General features: G+C 71.2%; 17 protein-coding genes and 2 pseudogenes. 12 read left to right on the top strand and 7 right to left on the bottom strand.

All coding sequences use genetic code 11. From position 1 onward, the window contains the following. Positions 1 to 162: 162 nt before the first annotated feature. A pseudogene (locus tag ACLEQD_RS02865) lies at positions 163 to 1,355 on the bottom strand (aspartate kinase). 42 nt (positions 1,356 to 1,397) lie between these two features. On the opposite strand from ACLEQD_RS02865, the gene ACLEQD_RS02860 reads away from it, so the two are divergent. The 4 genes and pseudogenes from ACLEQD_RS02860 to ACLEQD_RS02845 form a co-directional block, all read left to right on the top strand. Beyond that, positions 1,398 to 2,141 (top strand): ABC transporter ATP-binding protein, encoded by a 744-nt coding sequence (locus ACLEQD_RS02860; protein ID WP_410381575.1) that lies wholly within the window; start codon positions 1,398 to 1,400, stop codon positions 2,139 to 2,141. A 16-nt stretch (positions 2,142 to 2,157) separates the two neighbouring features. After that, positions 2,158 to 2,961 carry an ABC transporter permease gene (locus ACLEQD_RS02855; RefSeq protein ID WP_410381573.1) on the top strand — a complete coding sequence of 268 codons (804 nt, stop codon included), beginning with the start codon at positions 2,158 to 2,160 and terminating at the stop codon, positions 2,959 to 2,961. 2 nt (positions 2,962 to 2,963) lie between these two features. Beyond that, a complete protein-coding gene (locus tag ACLEQD_RS02850) occupies positions 2,964 to 4,523 on the top strand; it encodes a GldG family protein (protein ID WP_410381571.1) in 1,560 nt (519 codons plus the stop codon). Further along, positions 4,520 to 5,929: pseudogene (locus ACLEQD_RS02845) on the top strand (DUF4340 domain-containing protein); the annotation flags it as partial. The gene ACLEQD_RS02850 and the pseudogene ACLEQD_RS02845, both read left to right, overlap by 4 nt. Positions 5,930 to 5,985: 56 nt before the next feature. On the opposite strand, the gene ACLEQD_RS02840 reads toward ACLEQD_RS02845, so the two are convergent. Both ACLEQD_RS02840 and ACLEQD_RS02835 read right to left on the bottom strand, forming a co-directional pair. After that, on the bottom strand, positions 5,986 to 6,690 hold the full coding sequence (locus tag ACLEQD_RS02840; RefSeq protein ID WP_171414058.1) for a metallophosphoesterase: 705 nt from the start codon (positions 6,688 to 6,690) through the stop codon (positions 5,986 to 5,988). After that, positions 6,674 to 7,498, bottom strand: a complete 825-nt coding sequence (locus tag ACLEQD_RS02835) for a nucleotidyltransferase (RefSeq protein WP_410381569.1) — start codon at positions 7,496 to 7,498, stop codon at positions 6,674 to 6,676. Before ACLEQD_RS02835 ends, ACLEQD_RS02840 begins: the two co-directional genes overlap by 17 nt. Before the next feature lie 241 nt (positions 7,499 to 7,739). On the opposite strand from ACLEQD_RS02835, the gene ACLEQD_RS02830 reads away from it, so the two are divergent. The 7 genes from ACLEQD_RS02830 (at position 7,740) to pgm (ending at position 16,017) form a co-directional block, all read left to right on the top strand. Then, positions 7,740 to 8,738 carry a hypothetical protein gene (locus ACLEQD_RS02830; RefSeq protein WP_410381567.1) on the top strand — a complete coding sequence of 333 codons (999 nt, stop codon included), beginning with the start codon at positions 7,740 to 7,742 and terminating at the stop codon, positions 8,736 to 8,738. Between the two features lie 28 nt (positions 8,739 to 8,766). After that, positions 8,767 to 9,309 (top strand): RNA polymerase sigma factor, encoded by a 543-nt coding sequence (locus ACLEQD_RS02825; RefSeq protein WP_410381565.1) that lies wholly within the window; start codon positions 8,767 to 8,769, stop codon positions 9,307 to 9,309. Beyond that, entirely contained in the window at positions 9,306 to 10,100 is a 795-nt protein-coding gene (locus ACLEQD_RS02820; RefSeq protein ID WP_410381563.1) for an ACP synthase, read from the top strand. The genes ACLEQD_RS02825 and ACLEQD_RS02820 overlap by 4 nt, the downstream gene beginning before the upstream one ends. Next, a complete protein-coding gene (locus ACLEQD_RS02815; protein ID WP_410381561.1) occupies positions 10,097 to 11,845 on the top strand; it encodes a caspase domain-containing protein in 1,749 nt (582 codons plus the stop codon). Before ACLEQD_RS02820 ends, ACLEQD_RS02815 begins: the two co-directional genes overlap by 4 nt. Before the next feature lie 8 nt (positions 11,846 to 11,853). Then, entirely contained in the window at positions 11,854 to 12,816 is a 963-nt protein-coding gene (locus ACLEQD_RS02810; RefSeq protein ID WP_410381559.1) for a hypothetical protein, read from the top strand. A gap of 118 nt (positions 12,817 to 12,934) precedes the next feature. Further along, positions 12,935 to 14,233, top strand: coding sequence for an AmpG family muropeptide MFS transporter (locus ACLEQD_RS02805; RefSeq protein ID WP_410381557.1), 1,299 nt, complete (start codon positions 12,935 to 12,937; stop codon positions 14,231 to 14,233). Between the two features lie 146 nt (positions 14,234 to 14,379). Then, the gene (gene pgm / locus ACLEQD_RS02800; protein ID WP_410381555.1) at positions 14,380 to 16,017 is read left to right on the top strand and encodes a phosphoglucomutase (alpha-D-glucose-1,6-bisphosphate-dependent); all 1,638 of its coding nucleotides are present in this window, start codon (positions 14,380 to 14,382) and stop codon (positions 16,015 to 16,017) included. A 123-nt stretch (positions 16,018 to 16,140) separates the two neighbouring features. Here pgm and ACLEQD_RS02795 read toward each other — a convergent pair whose 3' ends face one another. Then, positions 16,141 to 17,010 carry an SDR family oxidoreductase gene (locus ACLEQD_RS02795; RefSeq protein ID WP_410381553.1) on the bottom strand — a complete coding sequence of 290 codons (870 nt, stop codon included), beginning with the start codon at positions 17,008 to 17,010 and terminating at the stop codon, positions 16,141 to 16,143. A gap of 433 nt (positions 17,011 to 17,443) precedes the next feature. Here ACLEQD_RS02795 and rpoZ point away from each other — a divergent pair, with 433 nt between their 5' ends. Next, positions 17,444 to 17,683, top strand: coding sequence for a DNA-directed RNA polymerase subunit omega (gene rpoZ, locus ACLEQD_RS02790; RefSeq protein WP_014395366.1), 240 nt, complete (start codon positions 17,444 to 17,446; stop codon positions 17,681 to 17,683). Positions 17,684 to 17,693: 10 nt separating this feature from the next. Here rpoZ and ACLEQD_RS02785 read toward each other — a convergent pair whose 3' ends face one another. Genes ACLEQD_RS02785 through ACLEQD_RS02775 form a run of 3 tightly spaced genes read right to left on the bottom strand, consistent with a single transcriptional unit; the run spans position 17,694 to position 19,470 of the window. Further along, the gene (locus ACLEQD_RS02785; RefSeq protein WP_171418928.1) at positions 17,694 to 18,170 is read right to left on the bottom strand and encodes an NUDIX hydrolase; all 477 of its coding nucleotides are present in this window, start codon (positions 18,168 to 18,170) and stop codon (positions 17,694 to 17,696) included. 39 nt (positions 18,171 to 18,209) lie between these two features. Next, positions 18,210 to 18,911 (bottom strand): hypothetical protein, encoded by a 702-nt coding sequence (locus ACLEQD_RS02780; protein WP_410381551.1) that lies wholly within the window; start codon positions 18,909 to 18,911, stop codon positions 18,210 to 18,212. Continuing rightward, positions 18,871 to 19,470: a hypothetical protein gene (locus tag ACLEQD_RS02775; RefSeq protein WP_120527950.1), complete on the bottom strand. Its 600-nt coding sequence runs from the start codon at positions 19,468 to 19,470 to the stop codon at positions 18,871 to 18,873. The genes ACLEQD_RS02780 and ACLEQD_RS02775 overlap by 41 nt, the downstream gene beginning before the upstream one ends. Between the last annotated feature and the right edge of the window lie 80 nt (positions 19,471 to 19,550).

Here is a 19,550-nt window from a genome sequence, read left to right as displayed (position 1 = left end):
CCGCCCTCCAAGGTATTCAAGGGCGGAGGGTAGGCATCGACTTCACGGAGGGAAGGGCCCGGCCCTCCTTGGGAACGGAAGTTCGACAAAAGATGGCATTTTGTCCCCAGGGGCAGCCCGCAAGTCCTCGGATCAACGAAGGTCGGGCACGCGAAGGCCGTGTCAGCTACCGAGCAGTTCGCGGTGCAGCCGGGCCGTGAGGGTCTTGAGGTGGGCCTTGTCCACCAGGAGGGTCACCTGCAAAGGCGAGGTGCTCACGGCATGCACCCGGGCGGACAGGGCTTCGGCCGCGGACAGCGCCTTGCGCAACGGCACCCAGTCCGCGTTGAGGCCCACGCCCACGCAGGTGACGGTGCCCCAGCCGTCCCTCCACTCCACGCCCGCCCCGAAGCGCGTGGCCAGCTCGCGCTGGAGCGCCTCCGGGCCGTGGAGGTCCGCCAGCGGCACCGCGAGGTAGGTGCGCCCCGGCGCGCCCGGCAGCCCGTCATGGGCGAGCGTGCGGCCGCGCACGGCGCGCGCGTCCAGGAACTCCAGCAGCTCCTGGAGGGCACGCTGGCCTGGGCGACGAGCACGGCCATCTCCGTGTCCGCCGTCACGCCCTTGACGCGGCTGTCGGTGGGCACGGCGAGCTCCTGCACACTGGTGCCGGTGCCCTGGCCGTGCGCGGTGCGCGCGAGGATGGTGATGCCGCGCGCCTTGGCCCACTCCACCGCCTGGGCGTTGAGCACCCTGGCGCCGGCGCTGGCCAGCTCCTGCATCTCGTCGTAGCTCAGGGTCTCCAGCTTGCGCGCGTCCGGCACCACGCGCGGATCCGCGCTGAAGACGCCGTCCACGTCGGAGTAGATTTCACACGCCTCCGCGTCCAGCGCCGCCGCCAGCGCGACCGCGGTGGTGTCCGAGCCGCCGCGCCCCAGCGTCGTGACCTCCTTCTTGTAGGAGACCCCCTGGTAGCCCGCGACGATGACGACCTTGCCGTGCGCCAGCTCGTCCTGGATGCGGTAGGGGCGCACCTCCACGATGCGCGCCTGGGCGTGCGCGTCGTTGGTGATGATGCCGCTCTGGCTGCCGGTGAAGCTGATGGCCGGCACGCCCTGCTCCTGGAGCGCCATGGACAACAGCGCCATGGAGATGCGCTCGCCGCAGGTGAGGAGCATGTCCAGCTCACGCCGGGGCGGATCTTGGGACACGCTCTTGGCCAGCGACAGCAGGTCGTCCGTGGTGTCGCCCATGGCGCTGACGACGACGACGACCTGATAGCCCGCGTCCCGCTTCTGCTTCACGCGGAGCGCGACCTTGCCGAGCTTCTCCGCGTCAGCGACCGATGAGCCGCCGTACTTCTGCACCACGATTGGCATCCACGCCTCGCTTCCGGGGCAGTGTAGAGTTCACCCCCGCGCATGCCAATCACCGAGAAGCCCATCATCGAGGTGCGCAACCTCACCCGGCGCTATCGCGATCGCGTGGCCATCGAGGACCTGTCCTTCACCGTGGGTGAGGGGGAGCTCTTGGGCTTCCTGGGCCCGAATGGTGCCGGCAAGTCCACGACGATGAAGGTGCTCACCGGCTTCCTCCCGCCGTCCGAGGGCAGCGTGAGGGTGGCGGGCTTCGACGTGTCCACGCACCCGATGGAGGTCAAACGGCGCATCGGCTACCTGCCGGAGACGCCGCCGCTGTACCCGGAGCTGACGGTGCACGGCTACCTGGCGTTCGTCGCAGCGCTCAAGCAGGTGCCCGGCCGCGCGGTGAAGGCGGAGGTGGCGCGGGTGGCGGGGCTCACGGGCGTCGACGACGTGATGGGCCGCTTGCTCCAGAACCTGTCCAAGGGCTACCAGCAGCGCGTGGGCATCGCGCAGGCGCTGCTCGGTTCGCCGCCGGTGCTCATCCTGGACGAGCCCACGGAGGGGTTGGATCCGGTGCAGCGCGCGGACCTGCGCGCGTTGATCCGGAGCCTGGCGGGCCGGCACACGGTGCTCTTGTCCACGCACATCCTCCCGGAGGTCACGGTGACGTGCGAGAAGGTCCTCATCCTCCACCAGGGCCGCGTGGTGGCCCATGACGCCATCGACCGGCTGGCGACGTCCCATGGCCAGGCCGAGCACGCGTCGCTGGAAGAAGTCTTCATCAAGCTGACCGCCGCCTGAACAGGAACCCCAGCGCATGCGCACCGCCCTGGCCATCGCTCGCAAGGAGCTGGCCGTCGCCTTCACCACCCCGTGGGCCTACGCCGTCATCACCGCGATGGCGGCGCTCTCGTCGTTCTTCTTCGTCAGCCTGCTGGAGCAGTTCCAGCAGGTGCAGTCCCTGGCGCGAGAGCACGGCTGGAGCCGCCTGCCCCCGGACTCCATCGTCTACCGCAACCTCACCGACGGCGTGGTGGTGCAGCTGTGGGGCGTGGTGCTCGTCCTCACGCTCTGCGTCTCGCCCTTCCTGTCCATGCGGCTGTTCGCGGAGGAGAAGCGCCAGAAGACGTTCGCGCTGCTGCTCACGACGCCGGTGCGGCCGGTGGACATCGTGGTGGGCAAGTACCTGGGCGGCCTGGGGCTCATCTTCGTCACGCTGGGGCTGACGCTGGTGTTCCCGGTGCTCCTGTCGGTGGTGGGCTCGGGCCCGTCCGGCTCCGCGCTGGAGTGGCCCACGGTGCTCCTGGGCTACGGCGCGGTGCTCCTCTGGGGCGCGACCTGCATGGCGGTGGGGCTGTTCATCTCCGCGCTGACGGAGAGCCAGATGCTGGCGGCGTTCCTCACCTTCACCGTGCTGCTGCCGTGGATGCTCCTGCGCGGCGTGGCCCAGTCCACCGCGGAGCCGCTGCGCTCGTTCCTCTCCTACCTGTCCTTCGACACCCAGTTGCAGGGGATGATCCAGGGCGTGCTGGAGGCGCAGGCGCTGGTGTTCTTCGCGTCCGTCATCCTGTTCTCGCTGCTGCTAACCCACCGCGCGGTGGAAGCGCAGCGCTACGCGTGACCATGAGAACGACCCACGTCACCCGGGTGCTGGGGGCCTTCGGCCTGCTGCTGCTCCTGTCCAGCCCCTTCACGCTGTTGCTCACCTCCGGCAGCGTGGCGCTCGCGGGGGGCAAGGCGGTGCTGGGCGCGGCGATGCTCGCGGCCTACGTCGTCACGCACCGGCGGGAGCTGGCACGCCCGGGGACGCGCCGCACGGGACGGTTCCTCGCGTCCTCCGTGCTCACCACGCTGGCGGTGCTGGGCGTGCTGGTGGCGCTCAACGTCCTCGCGTTCCGGCGGAACCAGCGGTGGGACCTGACGCGGGAGCGCATCTTCTCGCTCGCGCCGCAGACGGTGGAGACGCTCGCGGGGCTGAAGGAGAAGGCCCACGCGCTGGCGCTCGTCCCGCCCACGCACCCGTCCTATGGCGAGCTGGAGGAGCTGCTCCGGCGCTACCACGAGGCGGCGCCGGAGGCGTTCGACTACGCCTTCGTGGATCCGCGCCGCGAGCCGTCCCTGGCCGCGCAGTACCAGCTCAAGGAGGGGCAGACGCTGGTCGTCATCTCGCGCGGCGAGGGCGACGCCGCGCCCCACACCACCCTGCCCCTCCCCGCCGAGCAGGAGCTGACGAACGCCCTGCTCCAGCTGGGCGCGACGGGCGCGCAGAAGGTGTACTTCGTCGAAGGGCACGGCGAGTGGCCCCTGGAGCCGCCCCCCGGTGGGGACGGCCTGTCGGAGCTCCGCCGCCAGCTGCGGCGCGAGGGCTACCGCCCCGAGCCGCTCAACCTCTTGGGCCGCGAGGAGGTGCCTCGCGACGCGGGGCTGGTGATCATCGCCGGAGCGAAGCAGGACTACACGGCGCCGGAGGTGGCGGCCCTGCGCACCTATCTGGGCGAGGGCGGACGGCTGCTGTACTTCACCGACGCGAACACGGAGGACGGGCTGGGACTGCTCCTCGCGGACTACGGCGTGCAGGTGGACGAGGGCGTGGCGGCGGACCCGCGGTTCAATTCGGGCAACCCGTTCGTCCTCGTGTCGAACTTCTACGGCGCGCACGCCATCACGCGGCCGTTGCAGGAGCGCGGGTTCAACGTGCAGCTGCCCACGGCGCGCAGCCTCACGCTCATCCGCGAGGGCTTCCTCTTGCCTGGAGTGACGGTGGAGCCCGTGCTGCTGAGTTCGCCCCATGCGTGGGTGGAGTCGCGCCCCCTGGAGGACACCACGCCGTCCAGCGGCGAGAAGATGGGGCAGCTCACGCTCGTGGCCGCCGCGTCCCGGGACACGCGCGCGGCGGAGCACAAGCGCTTCGACGAGGCGCGGCTGGTGGCGGTGGGCGAGTCGGAGCTGCTGCTGGATCCGAACTGGCGCTACGAGGCCAACCGCAACCTGGTGATGAACGCCCTGGGCTGGGCGTCCCATCAGGTGGAGAAAGTCACCCTGCGTCCCCCCGACCGTGAGACGTCCACCCTGGAGCTGAGCGAGGACCAGCTGCGGACCCTGCGCTTCGTGTCCACCGACCTCTTCCCCTTGTCCTTGCTGGGCGTGGGACTCGCGGTCTGGCTGTCGCGGAGGAACCGGTGAGGACTTCCACGGTCGTGCTGCTGGGGTTGTTGGCGGCCGGGTGTTCGCGCGACGCGGACAAGCCCACGCCGCCACCGAAGATCTTCGCGACGGAGCCCGCGGAGCCCCGACGTGGGGCGGCTCCCGAGGCGGCGCCTGTCTTCACGCACCTGACGGTGAAGGCTCGCGGTGCCACCACGGAGCTGGAGCGGACGCCGGAGGGCTGGCGGCTCGTGTCGCCCGTGGAGGCGAAGGCGGATCCGTACGCGGTGGAGGCCCTGGTGCAGCAGCTCGCCTCGGCGAAGTTCAAGGCCACCGTGAACGCCGCGCCGTCGGACGCGGACCTGAAGAAGTACGGCCTCACGTCCCCGGCGTTCACCGTGACGGCGCGGGCGTACCTGCCGGACGCGAACGGCGAGGGCGCGGAGGATCCGTCCCGCCAGCGCACCGTGACGCTGGCCGGTGGCGATGAGAACCCCTTCGACGGCTCCGTCTACGTGCGCCGCGAAGGCGACGCGACCGTGTACGCGGCCGACGGGGCCGTGCGGTACTCGCTGGACAAGGGCCCGTTCGAGCTGCGCGCCAAGGAGTTCCTGGGGCCACTGGACCTCGCGACGCTCCAGTCCATCGAGGTCACGGCGAAGGACCACGCCTACGTGCTGACGCGCGAGGCGGACGGCAAGGCGTGGCGGATGGAGAAGCCGGAGCAGACCCGCGCGAACGCCGGCCGGCTGTCGGACCTGCTCCAGGAGCTGGCGGGACAACAGGCCCTGTCCTTCCCCCAGGACACCGCCGCGACCCGGAAGGCCCTGGGCCTGGACGCGCCCGTCGTGGACGCGCGCTTCGTCCCTGCCTCCGGTGAGCCCATCCGCGTCCGGCTGGCCCAGGTGACGCGCGATGGCGCGCCCGTCGTCCATGCGCTTCGTGAACAGGGCGCCCGCGCCACGCTGGCCCAGGTGGATGCACGGGCGTTGACGACGCTGGACGTGGGCGTGCAGGAGCTGAAGGACCGGCGCGTGCTGTCCTTCCCTCGCGACGCCGTGCGGCGCCTGGAGTTCCGTCCCGGAGGCAAGGCCGCCCCCGTGGTGGTGACGCGCGGCGAGGGGAACAGCGAGGCGTGGCAGGTGGCAGGCCCCGAAGGCGGGCCCGCCCTGCGCTTCCGCGTGGTGAAGCTCCTGGGCCGGCTGGAAGCGCTGAAGGCCGCCGCGTTCGGCGAGGCGAAGGTCAAGCGCTGGGAGCGCTACGGCATCACCGACGTGTCCCGGGGCGTCGTGCTTCGCGACGCGGACGGGCGCGAGCTGGCGCGGCTGTGGCTGGGCGACGCCGTGCCGGACACGGAGGACCGGCTCTACGCGCGGGGCTCCGGGCCGGACCTGATGGAGGTGTCCATGGGCGCGGTGGCGGACCTGCCCACGCGCGCCTCGGACCTGAGGGAGGCGCCGCCCGAAGCGCTGGACGGCGGGCCCCCGCGCCCTGAGGCGCGCTACACCTCCAGCAGGGCGAAGCGCTGCTCCGGCGTGAACTTGGTGAGCAGCGGCATCGCGACGTTGAACACCGGGATGCCGCTCTTCGTCTTGCCCTCGCGCGCGCCGTGGTGCGCGTGGCCGTGGAAGACGTAGGCCGCGCCGTAGTGATCAATGGGCATCGACAGGCGGCTCGTCCCCAGGAAGGGGCGGATCTCGATGTTCTCCCCCTCCAGCGTCTCCGGGATGGGGGCGTAGTGCATGATCACGACCTTCTTGGGCGTGTCCAGGTGGCTGAGCGCCGCCTCCAGCTTGAGCGACTCCGTGACGGCCTCCTGCACGAAGGACTTCGTCTGGCCCTCGCCGAACGCCTGCAACGTGGCGTTGCCGAAGCCGCCTCCGAAGCCCTTCACCCCCGCGACGCCGAGCGTCTTCTCGAAGATGAAGTGGTCCCCGTCCAGGATGTGCACGCCGACCTTGGAGAGCTCCGTGCAGATGTCCTTCACCTGCCCGTGCTCGTAGTCGTGGTTGCCCAGCACCGCGGCGCACGGGACGCGCAAGGCCGAGAGCTCCTCGGCCAGCACCTTGCCCTCTTCCGCCATCCCGCGGTCCGTCAGGTCACCGCACAAGAGCAGCAGGTCCGCCGAGGCGTTGACCTGCTTGATGAGCTGGCGGAACCGCCCGTGCTGATCATCCCGGCAGTGCAGGTCACCGACCGCTGCCAGCCGAATCTTCGAGCTCGGATCTCGCGCCACGGGTGCCCTCCTCGGGTCTGTCCTGTTCGTCCCACGCCCTGCCGTCCCCAAAGCCCCAGTGGTGGATGTCCACGTGGTAGTTCACCTTGGACACCAGGTTGCCCCGGCACAGCTTCTCGTCCCAGCTGCCGTCGCGCACCGTCTGGAGCGTGCGGCTCATCAGCTCCGTCATCACGTAGTTGGGCACGGTGTCGCGCTCGCTGGGGTACGCGAAGCGGAACATCATCAGGTGGCTGAGCAGCACCTCCCAGTAGCGGTCGAAGCGCCGGAGGATGCGGTCCCAGTCCATCTGCCGGCCGGCCTTGAGGATGAGGTGGTTGATGTCCGCGCCGTCATAGCGCTCGCGCTCGGTGACGAAGGCCTTGGACCAGATCATCTCCTCGGCCGGCGCGATGAGGCACTCGTAGCCGAAGATGGTGGACTTCCTGGCGTGGGTGAACCACTCGTCGTCCACCGTCGCCACGCCGTTGCCGGAGGAGAAGATGAAGTCGACGAAGTAGTCGCCCTTGTAGGCCTTGTAGAGCCAGACCTCGTCCGGGCGCTCCGTGCGCCAGCCATCCTTCTCCAGCACGTCCAGGGCGCGGATGGCGTCCTGCTTGCGCGGGAACAGGTCCAGGTCCTTGGTGTCGCGGTAGATGCCGGTATAGGTGGCGTAGGCATACGCCCCGCCCACCACGAACGGCACCCCGGCCTCATGAAGCAGACCGACGGCTCTGGCGCGGGCGTTGATCTCGTCCGGCTCACGCTCCCGCTCGGCCAGCGTGGCGTCCGTACCCATCTCCCCGGGATGGTTCGGGTGTCGTTTTTCCATGGGCGAAAGGTAGGGATGGCCCATTTCAACCGTCGGGCAAGCGGGCGTGAGCGCCCGGGGAGCAGCCAGCCAGCCGCCAAGGGGCCGGTTTCGTTGAAGTTTTCCCACCCGAGCGGGCCCTTTTTCTGTTTTTCGCCTGGCCGGTGTCCATAGGGGCGAATTCCCTGCCGCACGGCCCGCACGACGGGCCCTGAAAGGACACCCGACCATGCTGCGCAAGAGCCTGCTGTGTGCCTCCCTGCTGTTCGCCGGTTGCAACGACGTCCAGGGCAACGACGCGGACACGTTCCGTGACGGCCTGCCCTCCAAGGAGATGACGCAGGTGAAGGCGCCGAAGCAGGACGGCCAGGGCCTGACGGCGGCCGGCCCCACCGCGCAGTACGGCCAGGGGCAGAAGGCGGAGTACTACCAGGCGACGGTGAACGCCACGGTGGCGGTGAACGGCGGCACGCTGTGGGTGCTCAACCTCATCGAGCAGATCGCCAAGTATCCGCCGACGACGCTGGAGGAGAACAAGGCGGTGTGGGGTCCGAGCACGGAGGCGCTGAGCCCCACGTCGTGGCGGCTGACGGTGACGAAGTCGGGGGAGGCGTCGTTCTCCTGGGTGCTGGAGGGCAAGGCGAAGACGGAGGAGGACAGCGCCTTCCGGGCGGTGCTGTCCGGCGCGCAGCAGGTGGCGGTGGACGCGGACGGCGAGCGCGTGAAGGGCTATGGCTCCGGCGAGCTGTTCATCGACTGGGACGCGGCGCACACGCTGCCGGACGCGGACGACCACGTGGGCACGGTGGAGATCCGCTACGCGCGCCCGAGCGCCACCGCGGAGGCCACGGTGGACGCGGACTTCCACCAGGTGCGTGACGACAACGACGCCAGCAAGCGCGTGGACGGGAACTACCACTACAAGGCGTCCGCGACGGCGGGCGGCGAGTTCGAGTTCGCGACGAACCAGGACATCGACAACGGCGACCCGCTGCGCGCGAAGCTGGAGCGGCTGTCCATCAAGAGCCGCTGGACGGCGACGGGGGCGGGCCGCTCGGACATCAAGGTGACGGGGGGCGACCTGCTGGGCGAGGCCACGCTGAACGAGTGCTGGGACACGAACTTCCTCAGCACCTACTTCCGCGTCAGCCTGGACCCGCGCGTGGGCTACGGCGAGGCGGAGGCGGCCTGCGGCGGGTTCACGGCCGCGGTGTACTCGTCGCTGTGAGCCGGGTCGCGGTAGGCTACAGCCGCGCGTGACCGGACCGACCCCGCTGGCCCTGAAGGTGGTGCCTCCCCGTCCCAACGAGGACCGGCGGGCCGTCCTGCGCGAGCTGTACGTGAAGTACGGCGGCAGCGTGCGTGAGCGCTGCCGCTACCTGCTGAAGGACGAGAGCCGGGCGGAGGACGCGATGCACGACGTCTTCGCCCGCGTGCTCGTGCACGGGGACTCGTTCCGGGCGGAGGCGTCACCGCTCACGTGGCTGATGAAGATCGCCACGCACCACTGCCTCAACCAGCTGCGCTCGGAAGGGGCGGCGTGGCGCAAGTGGTTCGCCAGGGACGAGGCGGCCCGCTCGGAGGGCCACGGCGGGGCGGAGGCGATGGAGACGCGCGACCTGGTGCGCAAGCTGCTGGCCCGGGTGGACGCGGAGACGCAGGCGGCGGCCATCCACTACCACGTGGACGGGATGACCCTGGAAGAGGTGGCCGCGGTGCTGGGGCGTTCGGTGCCCACGGTGAGGAAGCGGCTGGAGCAGTTCGCGGAGCTGGGTGGAGAGGAGCTGAGCGTCCGATGAGCGCGCATGAATCGAGCTGGACCTTGCGCCGCCTGCACGCCGGCGAGCTGCCCGCCCCGGAAGCCACCCGCGCCCGGGCGCATGCGGAGGCGTGCGAGGCCTGTCGCGCGACGCTCCGGTCCTTCGTGGACGCGCAGGCCGCCTTCGAGGCGGAGGTGCCCTTCGAACGCTTCGAGGCCGGCGTGGAGCGGGCCCGCGCGAGGCAGGCGAAGGAGTCCGCGCAGCCGGCGACACGCGCGCAGTGGGTCCGGCCGTTGATGGCGGTGGCGGCGTCCGTGCTGATGCTCGTGCTGGCGCGTCCGCTGCTGGAGCCCCAGGGGACGGCGGATCCGGTGCGGCCTCCCGTGGCGGGCAATCGCCTCAAGGGCGGCGCGGACGCGGAGCTGCGAATCGGTGGGGGCGTGGAGCCGCAGCGGGTGGCGAGCACGGAGGCGCCGGAAGCGCTCCAGCCCGGCGAGCGCGTGCGGCTGGGCTACACGGCGGACGCGTACCGCTACGTGGCGGCGCTGTCGGTGGATGCGCAAGGCGAAGTGACGCCGCTGTATCCGGAGTCCGGGGACAGCCTCGCGGTGGAGCCGGGCGCGGGACAGCACTGGCTGCCGGAGAGCGTGGAGTTCACCGGCGTTGGCGCGGAGCGCGTGGTGCTGGTGCTGACGGATGCGCCCGTGTCGATGGACGCGCTGAGCGACGCGGCCCGGAAGGCCTTCGACGCCGCGGGCCGCGACGTCACGCGCATGGCGCCGCTGGACGTGGCGGGGGCGCAGACGCAGTGGGTCCTCCAGAAGCCATGAGTGACGGCCTCGTGAAACAGGCGCGAGCGAGGCTTGCGCCCGTGGTGGACCGGGCACGGGACGCGCTCACGCGCATCATCCGCGTCTCGTGGGCTGTCGTGTCCGCATGGGTAGCGCCTGCCCGCGCGGGCCTCCGCACGTCAGGGCGCTTGCGCCCCTGGTTCGCCGCGCTGCGGGCCTCCGTTCCCGCCCTGGCGCTGGCCTCCACCGCCGCGCACGCGGACACGCTGCACCGCTTCGCGCTCATCGCGGGCAACGACACGGGCGGCGCGGACACGCGGCCCCTGAGCTACGCGCGCGACGATGCGCGCAAGATGCACGACCTGCTCACGCGGCTGGGCGGCGTGGCGCCGGCCGACGCGAAGCTCCTGCTGGATGACGACGCGAAGGACTTCCTCGTCGCGCTGTCGGACCTGGAGCAGCGGGCCCGCGCGGCCCAGGCTCGCGGGGAGCGCACCGCGCTGTTCGTCTACTACTCCGGCCACGCGAAGGACGGAGCGCTGCGGCTGGGCGCCTCACGGCTCGCCTTCGACGCGCTCAAGCGCCGGCTGGCCGACGCGCCGGTGGACATCCGCATCGCCATCCTCGACTCCTGCCGCTCCGGCGCGCTCACCCGCACCAAGGGCGCCCGCAGGGCCCCGGCCTTCGACGTGGAGTCCGGCGCGGCACGCGATGCCCGGGGCGTCGTCATCCTCACCTCCAGCGCCGCGGACGAGGACTCGCAGGAGTCGGACGCGCTGGGCGGCAGCTACTTCTCCCACCACCTGGCCAGCGGCCTGCTGGGCGACGCGGACCGCAGCGGCGACGGACGCGTGACGCTCTTCGAGGCGTATTCGCACGCCTACGCCCGCACCGTCGCGGACACGGCCGACAGCAGCGCGGGCCCCCAGCACCCGACGTTCAGCTACGACCTGGCGGGCAACGGCGACCTGGTCCTCACCGACCTGCGCGCGAGCGCCGAAGGCCTGGTCGTCCCCGGCAACGCCCCCGCGGGCGCCTACTACTTCGTGGATCCGGGCGGCAGCGTGGTCGCGGAGCTGGACAAGGCCGCGGACACCGAGCGCCGCGTGGCCCTGGCCCCCGGCACCTACCGCGTGAAGCGCCGCCTCAGCGACCGGCTGCGCATCGGCGAGGTGGAGGTCGCGCGCGGCCGGACCACCATCCTGCAGGAGCCGCGCTTCAAGGACGCGCCCTTCTCCGACGACCCGGTGAAGGGCGCCCTGCTGGACAAGGGCGCCTGGTGGACCTTCGGCCTCACCGGCGGCTTCCAGTCCTTCTTCGACGCACCGACGCGCGAGTCCCTCTTCCTCTCCGTGCCCCTGTTCGGCGCGGAGGCGGAGCTGCACGACTACTTCCGCCGCGACTGGGTCTGGGGCTTCGACGCGGCGGTGGGCGGCACGAACGGCGTGCTCGCGCTGCCCACGCTGGAGGGGCCGGCGTACCGCTACTCCGTGGTGAACGTGGGCACCAGCCTCACCGCGGAGTGGCCCGTGGGCCGCTTCTCCCCGTTCGTGGGCGTGCGCGTCGCGTACCTCGTCATGGGCCGCAAGTTCGACGACGGGGCGTTCCCGGATCAGCGCTTCGCCATGGTGTCGCCGGGCCTGGCGACCGGCGCGCGCCTCCAGCTCACGCGCCGGCTGAACCTCACCGCGCGCAGCCGCCTGCAGTACCTCCAATACACCGTCGACGCGCAGCGCTCCCTGGGGTTCTGGGAGCTGGCCGCGCTCCTCACGTACGAGCCATGAGGGACCCCGTGACGCGAAAGCTGGCCCTGGCCCTCCCCTGCCTCCTCGCGGTCGCGTGCGGCGGCGACTTCTCCAACGACGACCTGGAGTTCCACAACGCCCTGCCCCAGCGCGAGGACCTGGCCGCGAAGCTGCCGGACACCGCCCGCTCCGGCCAGGGCCTGGGCACGCGCGCCCAGCGGCTGAGCGCGTCGCAGGTGCTGGGCGGCACGTCGGAGCTCGCGCTCCAGGCCTACACGGCGGGCACGCGGTTCAACACCAGCGTGGACGGCCTGCTCTCCCTGCTGGAGCTGTTCCGCGACGCCCCACCCACCACGCGCGAAACCGACCGGCGCATCTGGGGCCCCTTCCCCGCCAAGGACCACCCGGGCCACGAGCTGCGCTTCGTGATGGAGCGCCAGGGCGCCTCCTTCGCGTACCTCCTCCAGTACCGCCCCAGCGGCGGCGGCGAGAGCGCGTGGTGGACCTACCTGCCCGGCACCTTCAAGGCGGACGGCGGCATCCGCAAGGGTGAGGGCACGCTCGCGCTGGACCTCGAGGAGGCCCGCGCCCACGGCTTCGAGACGGGAGACGCGACGGCCTTGGACCGGCTGGACATCGGCTACCAGACGAAGGCCCTGCCCACGCGCGTGGAGCTGCTCTTCACCGGCGCGGGGGCCGCGGTGCCCCTCACGCGCTATGCGTCGCGTCAGACGCCGGAGGGGCTGGGGGAGATGGCGTTCCGGCTGCCGGGGGTGGACCTGATTCCCGGCGGGCTCCTGGAGACGCTGGACATCCTGGCGCGCTGGACGCCGGACGGCCGGGGCGTGCTGGTGCTCAACATCCTGGAGGGGGACGCGATGGGCGCGCAGTACACGGAGTGCTGGGACGTCCGGACGCGCATCACCTTCATGCAGCGCAACTGGGACTTCCTCAACCCCACCGAGGGCGACCGGAGCAGCTGCCCGGACGTGTCCGCGCTGAACCCGTAGCCCCGAAGAGGCCGCCCGGGCTCAGGGCCGGACAGCAGCCGGGCGGACATTCCCTGGCCTTCGGGAGGTGACGTGCGGGGTGGATTCTCTATGCTGGCGGCTGTTTCCCCGCGCCCCCATGCCCAACTCCTCGCTTCTCACCGTCTTGAAGAGCCGGCGCATCTGGCTCCTGATGGCCGTCGGCTTCGCGTCCGGCCTCCCCCTGTGGCTGACCGGCGTCACGCTGTCCGCGTGGATGAAGAACGAGGGGGTGAACCTCAAGACGATTGGCGTCTTCAGCCTCGTGGCGCTGCCCTACACCTTCAAGGTGCTGTGGGCGCCGCTGATGGACCGCTACACCCTGCCCTTCCTGGGCCGCCGGCGCGGCTGGATGCTGCTCACGCAGGTGCTGCTCATGGGCGCCATCTCCGCCATGGGGCTGGTGAACCCGAAGGACGACGCCATGGCCATGGCGTGCATGGCGGTGGTGGTGACGTTCCTGTCCGCCAGCCAGGACATCGTCGCGGACGCGTGGCGCACGGACATCCTCCCGATGGAGGAGCGCGGGCTGGGCAACTCGATGTACGTCACCGGCTACCGGATGGGGATGCTCGTCGCGGGCGGGCTCTCGTTCATCCTGTCGGATCACCTGGGCTGGTCCCGGACGTACTACGTGATGGGCCTGCTCATGGGGGTGGGCGTGGTGGCGACGCTGCTGGCCCCGGAGCCCCAGAGCGTGCGGCCTCCGCGCAACCTGGCGGATGCCGTCGTGCGGCCCTTCGTGGACTACTTCCGCCGCAGGTACGCGCTGGGGGTGCTCGCGTTCCTGGTGCTCTACAAGCTGGGGGACGCCATCGCCGCCAGCATGGTGACGCCCTTCTACATCGAGTTGGGCTTCTCCAACACGGAGATTGGCGCGCTCAGCAAGACGCTGGGCATGGTGGCCACCATCGGCGGTGGCCTGCTGGGCGGCGTGCTGATGGTGAAGCTCAGCATGCGCCGCGCGCTGTTCATCTTCGGCGCCGCGCAGGGCCTCACCAACCTGGCCTTCATGGCCCTGTCGCTGGTGGGCAAGAACGACCTGATGCTCGCGGGCGCCATCGCCGTGGACAACGTCTGCACGGGCCTGGGCGTCACCGCGTTCGCGGCCTTCGTGATGTCGCTGTGCCACAAGAGCTTCAGCGCCACGCAGTACGCGCTCCTGTCCGCGCTGGGCACCATCGCCAACCGACTCATCGGCTCCGTGTCCGGCTACCTGGCCACGTGGATGGGCTGGCCCACGTTCTTCGCCTTCACCGCCGCGGCGGCCATCCCCGCGTTGGTGCTGCTGATGTTCCTGCCGGAGCAGGCCGCCCAGCCGCAGGAGGACGAGCCCCCCGCGCCGGAGGCCCTGCCTCCCGCCTCCTCCACCGCGGCCTCCGTCGCCGTGGCGCGCTGACGGCTTCCGGACACGCGTCCCCGTCCTGACTCCCCGCGCTCCCGCCCGCTACTGGACGGAAGCGCGCCAGGGCGGGTGCGGCGCCGGACAGGGGACGCGACTTCGGCTCCCCTTTGGAAAGCGCGCGCGGCTAGGGTGGCCCCGTCATGGCACACCCCAACGCTGGCAAGCCCCTTTCGCGCGACCTGCTGATCAACCCCGAGAAGCTGCGCGCGCAGTACTACGACGACACGCCCGACGCGTCCGTGGCCGAGCAGCGCGTGGCCTTCGGCACCTCCGGCCACCGGGGGAGCGCCGCGCGCCGCGGCTTCAACGAGGCTCACATCCTCGCGGTGGCCCAGGCCCTGTGCGAGTACCGCAAGCAGCAGGGCTATGACGGCCCGCTGTTCCTGGGCATGGACACGCACGCCCTCTCCGAGCCCGCCCAGCGCACCACGCTGGAGGTGCTGGCCGCCCACGGCGTGGAGGTCCGCTACACGGACGGCGCCACGCCCACGCCGGTCATCTCCCACGCCATCCTCACGTACAACCGGGGCCGCACGAGCGGGCTCGCGGACGGCATCGTCATCACCCCGTCCCACAACCCGCCGGAGGACGGCGGCATCAAGTACAACCCGCCCAACGGCGGCCCCGCCGACACGAACGTCACGTCCATCGTGGAGAAGCGCGCCAACGCGCTGATGGCCTCGGGCAACCAGGCCGTCCAGCGCGTCCCCTACGAGCGGGCGCGCGCGAGCGCCACGGTGAAGGCGTACGACTTCATCACCCCGTACGTCGCGGACCTGGCGAACGTGGTGGACCTGGAGGTCATCCGGGGCGCGAAGCTGAAGCTGGGCGCGGATCCGCTGGGCGGCTCCAACCTGGCGTACTGGGCGCCGATTGCCCAGCGGTACGGCCTGGACCTCACGGTGGTGAACCCCACCGTGGACCCCACCTTCGGCTTCATGCCCGCGGACCACGACGGGAAGATCCGCATGGACTGCTCGTCGCCGTACGCGATGGCGAACCTGGTGAAGCTCAAGGACCAGTACGCGCTCGCGTTCGGCAACGACACGGACTCCGACCGCCACGGCATCGTCACCCGCAGCCAGGGGCTGATGAACCCGAACCACTACCTGGCCGTCTGCATCAGCTACCTCTTCCGCAACCGCCCGGGCTGGAAGGCGGACGCGGCGGTGGGCAAGACGCTGGTGAGCAGCAGCCTCATCGACCGCGTGGGCAAGGACCTGGGCCGGCGCGTGGTGGAGGTGCCGGTGGGCTTCAAGTGGTTCGTGGACGGGTTGCTGGACGGCTCGCTGGGCTTCGGCGGCGAGGAGAGCGCGGGCGCGTCCTTCCTGCGCAAGGACGGCACCGTGTGGACCACCGACAAGGACGGCATCATCCTGGACCTGCTCGCGGCGGAAATCCTCGCGCGCACGGGCAAGGACCCGGGCGAGCACTACCAGGACCTGGCCAGGAAGTTCGGCGCGCCGCTGTACACGCGCATCGACCAGCCGGCCACGTCCGCGCAGAAGGCCGCGCTGAAGAAGCTGTCCCCGGAGGCGGTGAAGGCCACGTCGCTCGCGGGCGAGCCCATCCTCCAGCGCCTCACGCGCGCCCCGGGCAACAACGCGGACCTCGGCGGCCTCAAGGTGACGACGGAGAACGGCTGGTTCGCCGCGCGGCCGTCCGGCACGGAGGACGTGTACAAAATCTACGCGGAGAGCTTCCGCGACCAGGCGCACCTGGACACCATCGTCCAGGAGGCGCGCGCCATCGTCGGTGAGGCATTCGCCGCGAAGTAGGCGTGGACGGGGCGCCTCGCGCGGGCTTCCATGCCGCCGCGAGGAGCCCCACCGCCCATGGACGTCAAAACCATCCTTCAGTACGTGCTCATCCTCTGGGCGCTCTGGTACGCCTGAAGGCCGTCAGCGCCAGAGCGGCGCGTGGTCCTCGATGTACTGGCGCACCGTGCGCGTGGGGCGGCCCAGCAGGTTGGTGAGCGTGGGGTCCACCTGCTCCGCCTGGCCAAAGCGCAGCCCCACGTGGAGCAGCGTCTGGACGGCCACCTGGCCCCAGGGCATCCGCCGGCCGTGCAGGTGGCGCACGTAGCCGGCCACCGACGCGGGCTCATAGCGGATGGGGCGGCCCAGCACCTCCGACAGGATCGCCGCCACCTGTTCGAACGTCACCGCCTCAGGCCCGGTGAGGGTGAAGGCGCGGTTGAGCAGGGACATGTCCAGCAGCGCCCGCGCCACCAGGTCCCCCACGTCGCGCACATCCACGAAGGCCACCCGGCCGTGGGCCGCGGGGACGAAGAGGCGGTGGTCCTGGCGGAGGTCCTCCCGGTAGGCGTCCCCCAGGTTCTGCGCGAAGAAGGTCGGCCGCAGCAGCGTCCACCCCAGCGACGAGCGCTTCAGGTGCTCCTCCACCGCGTGGTGGGGAATCCACGAGCGCTTGTCCGCGCCGTCCACGGAGAGGAACACCACCTGCTTCACGCCCTGCGTGGCGGCCGCATCCACGAAGGCGTTGAGCGTGTCCTGCATGCTGGCGATGGCCGGAGGCCGCATCAGGAACACGCCCCGCACGCCCTCCAGCGCGGGGAGGAACGTCTCCGGCCGCCGGAAGTCCAGCGGCACCGGCATCACGTCCCCGTCCATCTCCTTGAGCAGCGACACCGTGTGCTCCGGCGACCTCACCGCCGCGCGCACCGCCACCCCTTCCGCCAGCAGCGCGCGCACCACCGCCCGCCCCACGTTGCCCGTGGGCCCCGTGACGAGCACCGGCCCACTCACCACGGCCCCCCTCTCCCACGCCGCCACCTTCCCCCCCGCCACCCGCTGGGCACGGCCAACGCCGCGGGACGCTCCTGCCCTCATTGCGGAACCTCCTCCTGCGAGCCCGCGCCCTGGAGAGCCCCGGGGCGGGGCAATCGGGACCCACCCTGGAGTCCCAGTCCCTACTCGCAAAGACAACGCGCGCTTCCGGATCCGTTGTGGCCCCGGGCCCTTGAACTCCGGAGGCTGGGAATGGAGCGTATGGCAGCCAACACCCGGAGTGCGAGTGCGTCCGCTGGCCGTCAGTCTCCAGGGCTGGAGGGAGTGCGGGGAGGCGGTGCCCGGCTGGGCGCCCGGTGGGGCTTCCGGCCCGCCATCCTTCCTTGACTGATCCGGAGGTGCTCTTTAGGTTGAGAGGCTTCCACCGGCTCCCCAGAGCCAAGAAGGATGTTCCATGGCCCGCGTTACCGTTGAAGACTGCCTTCCCTACGTGGACAACCGGTTCGCGCTGGTGCTCCTGGGCGCCAAGCGCGCGCGCCAGCTGATGGCCGGCGCCCGGCCCATCATCGAGACGTCGAAGAACAAGCCGCCCGTGCTCGCCCTGCGCGAGGTCGCCACCCAGCGCGTGAAGTTCGACCGCGACGTGCGCGAGGCGCTGTCCGGCAAGTACGTGGGCGAGGAAGCCAAGAAGTAGCCTTGACGCCCTACCCCGGCTCCTTCCCCTCCACGGGGGGAGGAGCCCCGGACGCCAGGCCCTGGGCGCGCATCCACCGCAGCGCCCGGCCGGCGACGGCCTTCTCACCCTTGTAGCCCAGCGCCGGAATCAGCCCCTCGAGCGGCATCCAGCGCACCTCGTCCACCTCCACGCGCGGCCCCGGCAGCGGCCCCAGCTCCCCCGCCTCGTAGCGGAAGAGGAAGAAGTGGACGCGCTTGAAGATGCGCTGCCCCCGGAACTGGTAGACGTAGCGGATCTCCCCCAGGGGCGCGAGCAGCGCCACCGAGGAGAGCCCCGTCTCCTCCCGCACCTCGCGCCGCGCGGTCTGCTCCGGCGACTCGCCCGGGTCCACGTGCCCCTTGGGCAGCGCCCACAGCTGGCGCCCGTGCGGACGGATGACCGCGACCTCCCAGGCACCGTCCTGGAAGCGGATGACGATGCCTCCTGAGGACGCCTCGCGCGGCATGGCCCCCACCCTACCCGAAGCAGCGGGCGGCCGGGACCCTCAACCGCCGTGCGCGAAGTGGCGCAGCTTGGCCTCCGCGCCCAGCCGGTACGCATAACGCAGGTCGCCGAGGAGCCGGTCCAACCGCCGGTCCAGGACGTGCGGCATGAGCCGTGTGCAGAAGCGCCGGGACAGCCGGTTCGCCTCCTCGTAGCGCCAGCGCTCCTCCCCGGACAAGAGCGGCTGGTACGCGACCCGGTCGAAGAGGCGCGTCAGCAGCTCCCGCGCCCACCCGGCCACGCCCTCTCCCCAGCGGTGCAGCAGGCAGACCACGAACTTGTCCACCTCCGCCTGGGCCTCCAGCTCCAGGAGCGACACCGTGCGCTCGTGGTGCGCCGTGTGCGCGACGTAGAGGAAGTGGCTGACGCCTTCGGTCACCTGGCAGTAGCCGTCCAGGTCGCCCTCCAGCACGGAGGCGAGGGGGCTGCCCGCGTAGCGCCCCATGCGCTCGCGCAAGGAAGGGTCCAGGTAGAGCGCAACCTCCAGGTCGCCCCGGGCCTCCAGCACCAGGAGCTCCTCCGGCGCGCGCCCGGTGCCGCCCAGCAGCGCGGCGACCTCCGCGTCCACCACCACGAAGGCCTCCGCGCGGGCCTCGCACCGGAAGCCGTAGATGGCCTCCAGGTGGGCCTGGAGCCTCCCCACGAGCGGGAAGTCCGCGGCGTCAGTTGGCAAGCGACCCCTTGCGCGGGACCCAACCCGCATCCACCAGCACGCGCTCCAGCCGGTCGCTGCCCGTGCGCGACCAGGACTCGTAGACGCGCAGCGCGCCCTCCGGCCCCGCGCTCATCAGCCCCCGCGCGCTGATCTCCTCCAGCACCTCCACGAGCGAGCGGAACTTGTCGCACAGCTCGCGGTACACGCCGGTGAAGCCGCCCGGAGGCACCAGCTCCGCCACCTGTCCGTAGGCCGCGCCGCCCATCTGGATGTAGTAGTCGGGCCCCACCATCCCCTGCTGCAGCGCGCCGGAGAAGAAGCCGACCTTGTAGAGCGACACGTCGCCCAGCCGCCGCAGCGTGCGGATGCGCTCCTCGCGCTCCTGCTGCAGCGCGCGGTGGTACAGCTCCGCCAGGGGTTCGTGGTCCCGCCGGCCCTCCGCGTCACGGCTGAACAGCTTGTCCGTGGCCGCGAACTCCGCCAGCAGGTTCACCAGATAGAACTCGGTGGACTCGCCCAGCGCCACCCGCTGCCGGGCCGCGACCTCCAAGAGGAGTTCCCGGAAGAACTCCTTCAGCGAGGAAGAGGACGTCACCAGTCCGCTCATCGAGCACACCTCCCGGATGAAGCCTGGAAGGCCACCGGGCCGGCGCCCGGACCCACCAGGACACGCTCCGTACAAGCGTA

Origin of the sequence: Corallococcus sp. 4LFB, assembly GCF_046520365.1 — a bacterium.
Lineage (GTDB): Bacteria > Myxococcota > Myxococcia > Myxococcales > Myxococcaceae > Corallococcus > Corallococcus caeni.
Note: the sequence above shows the minus strand (reverse complement) of the source record. Positions and strands in the feature narration are given on the sequence as shown.